We start from the raw sequence: 12,813 nt of genomic DNA on the forward strand, positions 1-12,813 counted from the left end.
GTGGGCGGCTCGCGGCGTTTCCGGACCGCCGAGGCCAGGGCGGTCCGGGGCGTGTGACCACGCTGAACGCGCCTCGACCAGCCTCCCGGTCGAGGCCCTGACGCGTCAGTTCGGAACGACCGTCGCGATGAACCCGGCGTGCTCGAGCGTCGAGATCACGAGCGCCCGGTGCTCCTCGCCGCGCGTCTCGACGCTCAGCTGGAGAATTACCTCGCTGATCTGGAGCCCCTGCCCGTGGCGGGTGTGCAGCACCTCGATGACGTTCGCACCGACGCCTGCGAGCAGCTCCGACACCCGGGCGAGCTGGCCCGGGCGATCGGGCAGCGGAATCCGCAGAGACATATAGCGACCGGATGCCGAGAGCCCGTGCGCCACGACCCGCTGCAGCAGGAGGGGGTCGATGTTGCCGCCCGAGAGGATCGTCACGGTGGGGCCGCTGGCCTTCACCTTGCCGGCGAGGATCGCGGCGACGCCCACGGCTCCGGCGGGCTCGACGACCTGCTTGGCACGCTCGAGGAGCACGAGCAGCGCGCGGGCGATGTCGTCCTCGGTGACGGTCACGACCTCGTCGACGTACTGACGGATGAGTTCGAACGGCAGATCACCGGGGCGGGCGACCGCGATGCCGTCGGCGATCGTCGGGGTGGTCTCGACCTGCATCGGGTACCCCGCGGCGAGCGACGAGGGGTAGGCGGCGGAGTTGTGCGCCTGCACGCCGATGATACGCACCGCTCGCCCCTCGGCTGCGGCACGTGCCTTCACGGCGGCGGCGACTCCCGCGGCGAGCCCTCCCCCGCCGATACCGACGATGACCGTCTCGAGATCGGGCATGTCTTCGACGAGCTCGAGGCCCAGGGTCCCCTGTCCCACGACGATGTCGCGGTGGTCGAAGGGGTGGATGAGCACGGCACCCGTGCGCTCGGCGAACTCGGCGGCCAGGCGCAGCGGCGTCTCGACGGTCGCCCCCTCGAGGATCACCTCGGCACCGTATCCGCGCGTGGCGAGGAGCTTGGGGACCGGAACACCCAGGGGCATGAAGATCGTGGCTGCGATACCGAGCTGCTGCGCGGCCAGCGCCACCCCCTGCGCGTGATTACCCGCGGACGCTGCGACGACCCCGCGCGCCCGCTCCTCCTCGGTGAGGCGAGACAGGCGGTAGGTCGCTCCGCGGATCTTGAACGATCCGGTGCGCTGCAGGTTCTCGAGCTTGAGGTTGACCGGCACACCGAGCAGCTCGGTGAGGTGGAGCGACTCGTCGAGGGGCGTTCGCGTGATGATGCCGCGCAGGTTCTGCGCGGCATCCTCGAACTCGGCCAGGGTGGGAGTGTCGTTCATGATCTCCTTCCGCGCTCGCGCGGGACGGTCCGCCAGATCAGATCCGGGGATGCCAGGGTCTCACCGTCGCGCTTCCACGCTTTCGTGCTGAGGTAGACGGCGACGACGTTGACGAATGCGGCGAGGGGCACCGCGAACAGGGCGCCGGCGATGCCGCCGATCATCGCGCCTCCTGCGACGACGAGCACCACCGCGAGAGGGTGCACCTTGACGGCCGAGCCCATCAGGATCGGGTGGAGCACATGGCTCTCGAACTGCTGTACCCCGAGGACGACGATGAGCATGAACAGGGCGATGAGCGGGCCGTTGTAGACGAGGGCGATGAAGACCGCGAGCGCCCCGGTCGCGACCGCGCCGACGAACGGGATGAACGCGCCGAGGAAGACGAGCACACCGATCGGGATCGACAGGGGCACGCCGAGCAGGAAGGCGCCGAGACCGATGCCGATCGCGTCGATCGTCGCGACGAGCAGTTGGGTGCGGGCGTAGCTCTTGATGGTGCGCCAGCCGGCGCGACCTGCACCGTCGACCGCTGGTCGGGCGGCGCGCGGGAAGAGGCGCGTCGTCCACCGCCAGATGCCGCCCCCGTCGGCGAGCAGGCACAGCAGGATGAAGAGCGTCAACAGCACGCCGGTCGCGACGTGCCCGATGGTGGAGCCGATCGTGAGGGCCCCGGTCCAGATGACCTCGCCCTGCTGCTGCAGGAAGGTCCCCGCCCGCGTGAGCCCGTCGTCGATCTGCTGAGCGCTCAGATGCAGGGGGCCGCTGATCAAGTACTCGCGGAATTGCTGGACGGATGCCTCGGTCTGCTTGCGCACCGACCCGAACTGCCGCGAGATCTGCCACACGGCGACCCACACCAGACCCGCGATGATCGCGAGGGTGCCCAGCACCGTGACGATGATGGCGAGCCACTTCGGCCAGCGGTGCCGCAGCAGGAAAGAGAACCCGGGCCACACCAGTGCCGAGATCAGCACGGCGACCAGCAGCGGGATCACCAGGAGCTTCAGCTGGATGACGACGAAGATCATCACCGCGAGCGCCGCGGCGATCACCAGCAACCGCCACGCGTATGCCGTCGCCTGCCGCAGACCCGGCGGGACGGGCGGCTGCAGGTCGCTCGACACGGTGCGACGTTTCAGGGCGTCGAGGAAGGATCCACGCTCGTCGGGATCGGTTCCGCTCATCCCGTCAGCCTACCGCCGCGCCGGTCGCGCTCCGGCGGCCATGTCGGAGGGGGTCGCTACGGTGAATCGCATGACCACGACGCTCCGTCGCGCCGACGCCCGCCGAATCGCTCTCGCTGCTCAGGGCTTCGCCCGACCGCGCCCCGCGACGGTGGGAACGCGTCAGATCACGGGCGTGCTGCATCGCATGCGCATCCTGCAGATCGACTCCGTCAACGTCTTCTCCCGCTCTCATTACATGCCCCTGTTCGCACGGTTGGGGCCCTACGATCCCGCCCTGCTCGACAAACTCGCCTTTTCACGCCGGCCGACGTGGGTCGAGTCCTGGGCGCACGTGGCATCCCTCGTCTCGGTCGATGACTGGCCCCTGCTGCAGTTTCGTCGCGACGAGCTGCGCGCCAAGTACAGTCGCGACGCGTGGGCCGAGGCGAATCAGCCACTTCTGCGGTGGTTGCGCGACGAGCTCGCCGACCGCGGTCCGCTGCGTCCCGCCGAGATCGAGCACGACGCCCGCAGCGGCTCTCGCGGCTCCTGGTGGGGGTGGGACGACGTCAAGAACGGTCTGGAGCGCCTCTGGTTGTTCGGCGATGTCGCCATCGCCGGCCGACGCGGCTTCGAGCGGCGTTACGCCCTCGCCTCCGATGTCCTTCCACCGGCGGCGCTCGAGACCTCCGTTGCCCGCGCCGAGGCGATCAGAGAGCTCGTACGTCGCGCCGCCATCGCGTACGGCGTCGCCACGGCGGCCGACCTCGCCGACTACTGGCGCATCCGCGATCGACCGGCGGTGATGACCGGCATCCACGATCTGGTCGACGCCGGCGAACTCATCCCCGTGTCCGTCGAGGGCTGGCAGGTCGCCGGTCGACCGGCCAAGGCATGGCTGCACCGCGACGCCGCCCGGCCGCGCAAGGTCGATGCGGCAGCCATCCTCACCCCGTTCGACCCCGTGGTGTGGTTCCGCGACCGCGCCGAGCGGCTGTTCGACTTCGACTACCGCATCGAGATCTACACGCCCGCGCCGCAGCGGCGCTACGGGTATTACTCGCTGCCCGTCCTCGTCGGAGACGACGTGGTCGGACGCATCGACCTCAAGGCCGACCGCGCGTCGCGCGCTCTGCGCGTGCAGTCCGCGTGGTGGGAGGCCGGGGCGTCTCCGGATGCCGCCGAGCGCGTCGCCGCCGAACTGCTCGCGGCCGCACGTTGGCAGGGCCTCGACCGCGTCACGGTCTCGCGGTGGGGTGACGCGGCCGAAGACCTGGCAGGGGCCCTGCGCGCCGAGCGACACGAGCACCCCGACGGTCGCACCAACTGAAACGCGCCCCCTCGGCCGAAGCGGAGGGAGCGCGTTCACTCAGAACTGCACGCGTGGCGGTTCGGCGATCGCGGCGCCGTCGATGACCTCGAAGAACTCCCGCTCGTGGAAGCCGAGCTGGCGGGCGAAGAGGTTGTTCGGGAACACCTTGATCTTCGTGTTCAACTCGCGCACGCCGCCGTTGTAGAACCGTCTCGACGCCTGGATCTTGTCTTCGGTGTCGACGATCGCATGCTGGAGCTGCAGGAAGTTCTGGCTCGCCTGGAGCTGCGGGTATGCCTCGGCCACCGCGAACAGCGATTTCAACGCTTGCTGCATGTGGCCCTCGGCGACGCCGGCCTCAGCGGGACTCTGCGCCGAGAGTGTCTCAGCCCGCGCGCGCGTGACGTTCTCGAACACGGCTTTCTCGTGCGCCGCGTAGCCCTTCACCGTTTCGATGAGGTTGGGCAGCAGGTCGGCACGTCGCTTGAGCTGAACGGTGATGTCACTCCACGCTTCGTCGACGCGCACATTGAGCGCGACGAGGCTGTTGTAGGTGGCCCACAGGTAGATGCCAGCGATGACCAGGATGCCGACGATCACGATGACCGGTACGAGCCACTCCCACATAAGTCCCCACACTCCGTTCGGAAGATTGCCCTCCAGTGTAACTGCGGGGTGCGCCGCGTTACGGGTGGTGCGAGGGACTCCCAGGCGATCTGCACGCAACGGGCATCTCGTACCCCCGGTGGGACTCGAACCCACACTGAAGCGATTTTAAGTCGCCTGCCTCTGCCATTGGGCTACGGGGGCCCGTGCCTCCACCGTATCGCGGGCGTCGCCCGCCGCCCGCTGACCGTGCGGCAAGAAGAGCGACGACACGCCGATTCCCGATGCCGACATCCGGCCTCCCGGTCCCCGACTCGGCACGACGACACGTGACGCCCCCGGAAACGCCGAAACCCCCGCACCCGGAAGGGCGCGAGGGTCTCGGACGAAGGGTGTTACTTGGCCGCGACGGGCTCGACCTTCTTCTCAGCCGGAGCTGCGGGCGTCTCTGCGGCGGGAGCGGCCGGACGCGGGCGAGCGGCGAACTCCTCGAAGGCTGCGCGAGGCTTCTGCACGGCCTCGAGCGACACGACCTCGCGGCCGTGGACGAAGTTCTGCATCCAGTCGCCGATCACGCGGAACTTGCGCTCCCAGGTGGGCATGGCGAGACCGTGGTAGCCGCGGTGTGCGAACCAGGCGATCAGACCGGTCAGGGCGATGTTGCCCGACTGGAAGGCGCCGTTGTACAGGCCCAGGCCGGCGACGGCACCGAGGTTCTTGTGGTTGTACTCCTTGGGCTCCTCACCGCGGAGCACCGCCACGAGGTTCTTCGCCATGAGCTTGCCCTGGCGGACCGCGTGCTGGGCGTTGGGGACGCAGAATCCGCCCACGCCGCCGCCCGAGAGGTCGGGAACGGCCGAGACGTCACCGGCGGCCCACGCACCCTCGACGATCTCTTCGTCGGTGCCGACGCGCAGGTCGGGGCGGGTGCGGATGCGACCGCGCTCCTCGACGGGCAGGTCGCTGCCACGGACGACCGTGGGGTTGGCCATGACACCGGCGGTCCAGATGATGAGGTCGGTCGGCAGGTTCTCCCCCGTCGACAGCTCGACGATGCCGTCGACGGCGCCCTTGACCTGCGTGTCGAGGTGCACGAAGGCACCCTTCTTGGCGAGGTCGGCGAGGACCCACTCGCTCGTCTTCTGCGAGACCTCGGGCATGATGCGGCCCATGGCTTCGATGAGGTGGAAGTGCGTGTCGTCGAACGCCAGGGTCGGGTACTGCGAGAGCAGCGACGACGCGTAGGCGCGCAGTTCGGCGAAGACCTCGATACCGGCGAAGCCGCCACCGACGACGACGACGGTCAGCAGACGGTCGCGCTCGGGACCTGCGGGCAGCACCGACGCCTTGTCGAAGTTCGACGTGAGGCGGTCGCGGATCGCGACGGCCTCTTCGATGGTCTTGAGCCCGATCGCGTTGTCGGCGATGCCGGGGATCGGGAAGGTGCGCGAGACGGCACCGGCGGTGACGACGATGTGGTCGTAGCTCTGCTCGAAGGTCTCGTCACCGGCGATCGGCGTGACCGTCGCGGTCTTGGTCGCGTGCGAGATGCCCGTGACCTTGCCCGCGATGACCGTGGTGCGCTTGAGGTGGCGACGGAGGCCGACCACCACATGGCGGGGCTCGATCTCGCCCGCGGCGACCTCGGGGAGGAAGGGCTGGTACGTCATGTACGGCAGCGGGTCGACGAGCGTGACTTCGGCCTCGCCTCGGCCGAGCAGCTTCTCGAGCTTCCAGGCGGTGTAGAAACCTGCATAGCCCCCACCGACGATGAGGATTCTGGGCACGGTAGTGGTCACGATGTGAGGGACTCCTCGTTTGTGGTGCGGCTCGGCTCGCGGGAGACGCGCGCCTGTCGGATTCGCCGGGCAGCAGCAGTGACACCGAGCGCAATCATTATAGCGGCCAGTGTGGCAGCGCCGAGCGGCAACGACCCGTACAGCACGCTATCGCGAGACGGCAGAAGGGGCGACCCCGCCGCGGGCGCCGCTTCGACGGGCGGCAGCGGCGGGATGACCACGGGACTCGGGGTGGGCTCCGGCGACGGCTCCGCGTCTGCGCGGCGGTACAGACGGATCCACTCCTTGAGGCTCCCGAGCGGGTTCTCCGACACGGTCTCGACCCGCGCCGACACCGCAGCAGCGGCATCCACCAGTCCGTAGCCGTACAGCTTGTCGGGTCGAGCCGAAGCGCCGGCCGCGGGCCTCGCGGTCTGAATCAGACGGTTGAGGACGTTGTTGGCATCCATCCCCGGGTGCGAAGCGCGCACGAGGGCGGCGATGCCGGCGACGATGGGCGCCGCACCGCTCGTGCCGTTCCACTGCACCAGCGAACCGTCGGCCGAGACACCGATGAGCCGCTCGCTCGGGGCGGAGAGACCGATCGTGATGCCCTGGGTCGACGCGTCGTTGCTCGCCGCGCCACTCGGGTCGACGCCGCCGACGGCCAGAACGCCGGGAATGGTGGCCGGAGCGCCCACGCGGTCGGTGCCGCTGCCCCGGTTGCCGGCGGCCACGACGATGACCACGTCGTGATCGAAGGCGTACTCGAAGGCGGTATCCCAGCTGGTGTCCCAGTCGAGGGTGTTGGTCGTCAGCGACATGTTGATGACCGTCGCACCGTTGTCGACCGCCCAGCGGATGGCATCGGCGATCTGATCCGTGAAGGGCTTGGCACTCGAGGCGCCGAACCCGACCGAGATCGACAGCAACTCGGCCTCGGGCGCGACACCGATCATGCCGCGGCCGTTGCCGGTCCCGCGGGCTGCGGCAAGCGAACCCACCCAGCTTCCGTGATTCGCGTCCACCGCGCCGACTGGCGAGCGTCCGTCGGAAGCGCCCACGCCCGACACGTCGGTGCCGCCGACAACGGCCCCGGTGAACTCGGTCGGCCCGCGGCCGATGCCGGTGTCGATGATCGCGATCTTCTGGCCCGCACCCCGTGTGGTCTTCCATGCCTCGCGCACGCCGTACTGGTCGAGCCAGTACTCCCCCGCGCGAACCGAATCGGTGGGGTCCTCGGGGACCGGATTCGACGGGGCCTGGGGTGCGGCCGACGCGGGAACCGTCGCGGCCACCGCGGGCATCGCCATCGCCCCGCTCAGCACCGTCGCGAGAACGACGGATGCCATAGCGGCGGCGACACGCTTCATCCGCCGGCCCCGGGGCTTTCGCACTGGCACCGCTCGGGCGACCACGTACCGCGCTCGAGGGCACGGTCTCCGATCGGGTTCACGCCGGGACCCGCGGCCAGCGCGTGACCGGCGAGAGCGTGCAGGCACTTCACGCGCGCGGGCATGCCGCCGGCCGAGATCCCGGCGATCTCCTCGGGCTCGCCATAGGCCGCACGGTCTCGCAGATACGCCTCGTGCGCCGCCAGGTACTGCTGCTGCAGTTCTTCGTCTTCGGCGAGCTCGTCGGAGAATTCCTTCATGACGTGGCCCGCCTCGAGCACCGACATCGCGGCGGTCGCCGCCGGGTGGGTGAGGTAGTAGAAGGTGGGGAACGGGCTGCCGTCGTCGAGCCGCGGCGAAGTCGCCACGACCGTGGGATTGCCGCACACGCAGCGCGCCGCGATTCCCACGACCCCGCGCGGGACACGGCCGAGCTGCGACTGGAGCACGGCCAGGTCGGCGTCGGAGGCGGGGGGAAGCGTTGCGGTAGTCATCGCCTCCAGGGTACCCGCCGTCTCCGACAGCCCGCCGGGACCCGGAGTCAGCCCGCGGGTGCGTCGGGGGCGGGAGTCGGATCCGGAACGCCGACGGTGACGTCGGGAACCGCCACCTGCGCCGCGCCCGAGGAGGTGACCGAGCGCACGAGCTGTGCCATCCAGTCGGTGCGGGTCTGGCCCACGTCACCGCTGACGTCGTCCTGCTCCTGCGGCGTGGCCGAGGCCGGCAGGTCGTTGTCGATGAGGTACACGACCTCACCGGGGAACGTGTAGCCGAGACGCTCGCGCGCCTGCGTCCGTATGTACGCGGGATCGGACCAGCGGTCGCGCTGCGTCTGCAGATCGGCCACCTGGGACTGGCTGAGCTGCACGGCGCTGCGAAGCGCCTGGATCTGCTGACGCTGGTCCATATACGTGCCGACCGTCGGCACGAGGACGAAGGTCCCCAGCACCACAAGACCCAGCATGATCACGACGAAACCGGAGATGCGTACGCGGCCGAGCCAGTCGCGCACGTCGACGCGGCGCTCGCGGGCGGCCGGGCGCGCCGACGGACGCACCGGTCGGGCCGATGCCCTCGGCCCCCTCTTCGACGAGGTCCTGCTCGACGTCGGAGCCTCGGATGCCGCTGGGCGGCGAGGAGGCAAAGTCGGTCGCTCCACGGCATCCCCTCCGTCGTCGTCCGGCTCGGATCTCGAACCGCACGCGAGTCTACGGCCCGCCGGAAGGCGCTTCCGCGGACGCGCCGGGGGCACGGCGTCCGCTCAGCGAAAAGCGCTCGCGAACGACGGAGGAGGGGAAGCCGTACGGCTCCCCCTCCTCATGTGGTCAGACGATCAGCCCTTGAAACGGGGGAACGCCGAGCGGCCCGCGAAGACCGCGGCGTCGCCGAGGTCTTCCTCGATGCGGAGCAGCTGGTTGTACTTGGCGACGCGCTCGCTGCGCGCGGGGGCACCGGTCTTGATCTGACCGGCGTTCACGGCGACGGCGAGGTCGGCGATCGTGGTGTCCTCGGTCTCGCCCGAGCGGTGCGACAGCATCGAGGTGTAGCCCGAGCGGGTCGCCAGCGAGATCGCGTCGAGCGTCTCGGACAGGGTGCCGATCTGGTTGACCTTGACCAGCAGCGAGTTGGCAACGCCGAGGTCGATGCCCTGCTGCAGGCGCTTGGGGTTGGTCACGAACAGGTCGTCGCCGACGAGCTGGACCTTGGAGCCGATGGCATCCGTCAGCTTCTTCCAGCCGTCCCAGTCGTCTTCGGCGAGGGCGTCTTCGATCGTGACGATCGGGAAGTTCGCGACGAGGTCGGCGAAGTAGTCGACGAGGGTGTCGACGCTCCACTCCTTGCCCTCGACGGTGTAGACGCCGTCCTTGTAGAACTCGGTGGCGGCGACGTCGAGGCCGACCGCGATCTCTTTACCGGGCGTGAAGCCGGCCTTCTCGATCGCGCGGATGAGGAAGTCGAGGCCCTCGCGGTTGCTGGGCAGGTCGGGGGCGAAGCCGCCCTCGTCGCCGAGACCGGTGTTGTAGCCCGCGGACTTCAGTTCTCCCTTGAGGACGTGGTAGACCTCGGTGCCCCAACGGAGAGACTCGCCGTAGGTCTCGGCGCCGATCGGGGCCAGGAAGAACTCCTGGAAGTCGATGCCGTTGTCGGCGTGCTCGCCTCCGTTGATGACGTTGAACAGCGGGACGGGCAGCAGGTGCGCGTTGGGGCCGCCCAGGTAGCGGAACAGGGGCAGGTCGGCACTGTCGGCGGCGGCCTTGGCCACGGCGAGCGACACGCCGAGGATGGCGTTCGCGCCCGTGCGCGACTTGTTCTCGGTGCCGTCGGTCTCGATGAGGATCTCGTCGATGATGCGCTGCTCGCTGGCCTCGACGCCCTCGATCGCGGGGCCGAGCTCGTCGACGACCGCGGCGACGGCCTTCAGCACGCCCTTGCCGCTGTAGCGGCTCTTGTCGCCGTCGCGCAGCTCGTAGGCCTCGAACGCGCCGGTGGACGCGCCGGAGGGCACGGCGGCCCGCTGGACGATTCCGTCGTCGAGGAGCACCTCCACCTCGACGGTCGGGTTACCGCGCGAATCCAGGATCTCGCGCGCGTTGACAGCCTCGATAAGTGCCACGAAGGACTCCTCGTTGGTTCTTGGGTGGAGAGGGGGCGGAGCGTCGTCGGTCCGTGGTCGAGTCTAGTGATCTCGTTCGCCGGGCGTGCGGCCGGGTTGCGGAGTCCGCGCTGCACGGAGCGCGACGGGACCGCCTACCGATCGGTCGAGCGTCCCACGGCATCCACCACGATCGCGACCGCCACCCCGTCCCACCCCTTGCGGTCGAGGGTCTGCAGGGCCGTGGCGTCGAACCGGGGGTCGGATCCGAGCATCAGGATGCCGCGGCGAGCGCCCTGCACCTTCGGATCGGTCGTGTCCGCATCGGCGACCTCTCCCCCGCGCACGACATTGTCGAGCACGACCACCGTGCCGATCCGCCCGAGACGCGCCGCCCAGTCCAGGTACAGCTCGTTGGACTCCTTGTCGGCATCGATGAAGACGAGGTCGAAGGGCCCCTCGTCCGCGAGCGTCGGCAGCACGTCGGCTCCGCGACCGACGCGCACCTCCACCCGGTCCGCGACTCCGGCGCGCGCGAGGTTCGCGCGGGCGATCTCCGCGTTCGCGGGCTCCGCCTCGATGGTGATGACCCGTCCCGACGGGCCGACGGCGCGGGCGAACCAGATCGTGGAGTATCCGCCGAGCGTTCCGACCTCGAGCACGCGGCGCGCCCCGGCGATGCGCGTCAGCAGGTGCAGGAATTTGGCGTTGACCGCCGCGACTTCGATCGCCGGCAGGCCCGCGCCGTGCTGGGCGGCGAGCGCGGCCTCCCCCTCGGGGTCGGGCCCGACGAGGGTCTCGGTCAGGAAGGCATCGACGTCTTCGTGGGTGCGCACTCCCCCAGCCTGTCGGCACCGGTCGAGCGGGTCAACGCTCTCCGCGCAGATGGGCGCGGGTCATCTCGTCGTACTCCTCGTCGGAGAGCTCGTCGAAACCCTTGGCCTCCACTCGGTCCGACCTCATCCAACGGACCATGAGGATTACGAGGATCGGCACGTCGGCGAACTCCGCGATGAACCAGATCATGTCACCCGCGAGGTGCTGGTCGTGCAGCAGCGACGGCCACCACGACACCGCCTGCGTGGCATCCGGGATCAGATCCAGCACGTTGTCGTTCAAGCGCATCAGCAGCCCCGGAACGGAGTCGATCAGCAGCTCGACGAACGCGAGCAGGAACTCGATGGCGATGAAGGCGCCGGTGTGGACGGCGCCGAGCGCCATCATCGGCAGCACCATCGCGAGCCCGACGAGGGGCACGACGATCCCCAGCGACGCCTCGACCGCCGGATTCACGCGCAGGATGCCGGCGATCGGGGTGAGAAAGAGGCAGAACACCGCCGCGATGACGACGGTGGCGACCATCGCGTTGCCGAAGATGCGGGTCACGCGCGCGGAGAGGAAACGCTCGCGCAGACCCGAGGGAACGAGATCGAGCGGGCGACCGGCGGCGATTCCGGCGGGAACCGCGAAGATCAGCAGCGCGACGCGGGTCGAGAACGCCCAACGCAGTTCCGACGAGTACACGCCGAGGAAGCCGAGTTCGATGACCGCGTACGGCAGCAACCCGAGCGCGAAGAAGCCGATGGTGCGCAGGACCGGCCACCGCTCCCCGCGGCGACGGAGGCGCCGAACACCGAGGAGGTAGGCGGCGGATGCCACGAGGAGCACGCCGAGCGTGATCGGATCGGCGCGCCAGGTACTGAGGAAGACATCGATGGGAGGCGTGGAAGAAAGGTAGATCCGGGAGCTATGCGTGAGGTGAGGATCGGGCCGTCTCAGCCATCGGCTCGCCCCGACTCCAGAGCCGCGAGCACCGCCGGCAGCAGCGCCTCCGCCGTGCGACGGTAGCCGAGGGCACTGGGGTGGAAGCGGTCGACGCTGAACATCTCGTCGGGTCGCTCCGCGAACACCGGACCCACGGCGCGCGCGAGTCCGACCACCCGCCCACCCGCACGGTGCACGGCGGTCGCCTGAGCCGAGGCCAGCTGCCGCGACGACCGCGCGGCGAGCGCACGGAGGGGCTGCGGGATCGCGCGCAGGGTGCCGAGGTCGGGGCAGGTGCCGACCACGACGGGCACGCCCCGGTCGCGCAGGTCGCGCACGACGTGCGCGAGTTGCTCCGCGGAACGGGATGCCGGGATCCGGTGCGTCACGTCGTTGCCACCCACGACGATGACGGCGGCATCCGGTCGGTACTCCGGCGGGAGCGAGGCCACCTGCGCCGCGACGGCCGAGGTCTCCGACCCCACCACCGCCGCGGTCCGCAGCCGGACGGGTCGTCCGGCCGCTCGCGCGATCCCCTTCGCGAGGCGCGCACCGAGCGTGTCGCGACGGTGTCCCGCACCGAGCCCCGCGGCGATCGAGTCGCCCAGCACGAGCAGCTCGACCGGCTCACCCGGGTGCTTCTTGCGCCGCCAGACGCGATCGGCATCCAGGGCCTGCTCGCCGAGGGGCTTCCCGATCCGGCGGCGGGCGATCGCCGCCTGCCGGGAGATGAGGGCGCGTACCCCCACCGCCCCGGCTCCGGCGAGCGCCACCACGGACGCCGCGGTCAAGGTCACCGGTCGACGCGCGCGCATTCCCCGATGACACCGGCCCGCGGTGAACGCCCGGTGGCCGGGCCGTG

The 12,813-nt window shown here is 69.9% G+C and carries 12 protein-coding genes and 1 tRNA gene; 1 reads left to right on the forward strand and 12 read right to left on the reverse strand.

Features of this window, described 5'->3' with window-relative positions:
• Window positions 1-105: 105 nt before the first annotated feature.
• Together ilvA and NE358_RS10545 are read right to left on the reverse strand one after the other, a co-directional pair.
• A complete protein-coding gene (gene ilvA / locus NE358_RS10540; protein WP_141377405.1) occupies window positions 106-1,335 on the reverse strand; it encodes a threonine ammonia-lyase in 1,230 nt (409 codons plus the stop codon).
• Window positions 1,332-2,522 carry an AI-2E family transporter gene (locus NE358_RS10545; RefSeq protein WP_289938283.1) on the reverse strand — a complete coding sequence of 397 codons (1,191 nt, stop codon included), beginning with the start codon at window positions 2,520-2,522 and terminating at the stop codon, window positions 1,332-1,334. Before NE358_RS10545 ends, ilvA begins: the two co-directional genes overlap by 4 nt.
• A 70-nt stretch (window positions 2,523-2,592) precedes the next feature.
• On the opposite strand from NE358_RS10545, the gene NE358_RS10550 reads away from it, so the two are divergent.
• Window positions 2,593-3,834: a winged helix-turn-helix domain-containing protein gene (locus NE358_RS10550; RefSeq protein WP_103210963.1), complete on the forward strand. Its 1,242-nt coding sequence runs from the start codon at window positions 2,593-2,595 to the stop codon at window positions 3,832-3,834.
• Between the two features lie 39 nt (window positions 3,835-3,873).
• On the opposite strand, the gene NE358_RS10555 is transcribed toward NE358_RS10550, so the two are convergent.
• The 10 genes from NE358_RS10555 to NE358_RS10600 all read right to left on the reverse strand — a co-directional run bounded on the left by NE358_RS10555 (window position 3,874) and on the right by NE358_RS10600 (window position 12,748).
• Window positions 3,874-4,443, reverse strand: a complete 570-nt coding sequence (locus tag NE358_RS10555; RefSeq protein WP_103210964.1) for a LemA family protein — start codon at window positions 4,441-4,443, stop codon at window positions 3,874-3,876.
• Between the two features lie 110 nt (window positions 4,444-4,553).
• A tRNA-Leu gene (locus NE358_RS10560) sits at window positions 4,554-4,626 on the reverse strand.
• A gap of 191 nt (window positions 4,627-4,817) precedes the next feature.
• Window positions 4,818-6,221 carry an NAD(P)/FAD-dependent oxidoreductase gene (locus NE358_RS10565; protein ID WP_258027986.1) on the reverse strand — a complete coding sequence of 468 codons (1,404 nt, stop codon included), beginning with the start codon at window positions 6,219-6,221 and terminating at the stop codon, window positions 4,818-4,820.
• Window positions 6,218-7,573 carry a S8 family serine peptidase gene (locus NE358_RS10570; protein WP_289938289.1) on the reverse strand — a complete coding sequence of 452 codons (1,356 nt, stop codon included), beginning with the start codon at window positions 7,571-7,573 and terminating at the stop codon, window positions 6,218-6,220. Before NE358_RS10570 ends, NE358_RS10565 begins: the two co-directional genes overlap by 4 nt.
• A complete protein-coding gene (locus NE358_RS10575) occupies window positions 7,570-8,088 on the reverse strand; it encodes a DUF501 domain-containing protein (RefSeq protein ID WP_103210966.1) in 519 nt (172 codons plus the stop codon). Before NE358_RS10575 ends, NE358_RS10570 begins: the two co-directional genes overlap by 4 nt.
• Window positions 8,089-8,135: 47 nt before the next feature.
• The gene (locus NE358_RS10580; protein ID WP_258027987.1) at window positions 8,136-8,651 is read right to left on the reverse strand and encodes an FtsB family cell division protein; all 516 of its coding nucleotides are present in this window, start codon (window positions 8,649-8,651) and stop codon (window positions 8,136-8,138) included.
• A 276-nt stretch (window positions 8,652-8,927) separates the two neighbouring features.
• Window positions 8,928-10,208, reverse strand: coding sequence for a phosphopyruvate hydratase (gene eno / locus NE358_RS10585; protein WP_013586083.1), 1,281 nt, complete (start codon window positions 10,206-10,208; stop codon window positions 8,928-8,930).
• Between the two features lie 134 nt (window positions 10,209-10,342).
• The gene (locus NE358_RS10590) at window positions 10,343-11,023 is read right to left on the reverse strand and encodes an O-methyltransferase (protein ID WP_289938302.1); all 681 of its coding nucleotides are present in this window, start codon (window positions 11,021-11,023) and stop codon (window positions 10,343-10,345) included.
• A 31-nt stretch (window positions 11,024-11,054) separates the two neighbouring features.
• Entirely contained in the window at window positions 11,055-11,846 is a 792-nt protein-coding gene (locus tag NE358_RS10595) for a cytochrome c oxidase assembly protein (protein WP_246078235.1), read from the reverse strand.
• Between the two features lie 116 nt (window positions 11,847-11,962).
• The gene (locus tag NE358_RS10600; protein WP_371861614.1) at window positions 11,963-12,748 is read right to left on the reverse strand and encodes an SGNH/GDSL hydrolase family protein; all 786 of its coding nucleotides are present in this window, start codon (window positions 12,746-12,748) and stop codon (window positions 11,963-11,965) included.
• Between the last annotated feature and the right edge of the window lie 65 nt (window positions 12,749-12,813).

This window comes from Sphingomonas sp. G5 (assembly GCF_052660795.1).

Coding starts and splice junctions, on each gene's coding strand:
- ilvA (WP_141377405.1), bottom strand. CDS start 1,335: ATGAACGACACTCCCACCCTGGCCGAGTTCGAGGATGCCGCGCAGAAC.
- NE358_RS10545 (WP_289938283.1), bottom strand. CDS start 2,522: ATGAGCGGAACCGATCCCGACGAGCGTGGATCCTTCCTCGACGCCCTG.
- NE358_RS10550 (WP_103210963.1), top strand. CDS start 2,593: ATGACCACGACGCTCCGTCGCGCCGACGCCCGCCGAATCGCTCTCGCT.
- NE358_RS10555 (WP_103210964.1), bottom strand. CDS start 4,443: ATGTGGGAGTGGCTCGTACCGGTCATCGTGATCGTCGGCATCCTGGTC.
- NE358_RS10570 (WP_289938289.1), bottom strand. CDS start 7,573: ATGAAGCGTGTCGCCGCCGCTATGGCATCCGTCGTTCTCGCGACGGTG.
- NE358_RS10575 (WP_103210966.1), bottom strand. CDS start 8,088: ATGACTACCGCAACGCTTCCCCCCGCCTCCGACGCCGACCTGGCCGTG.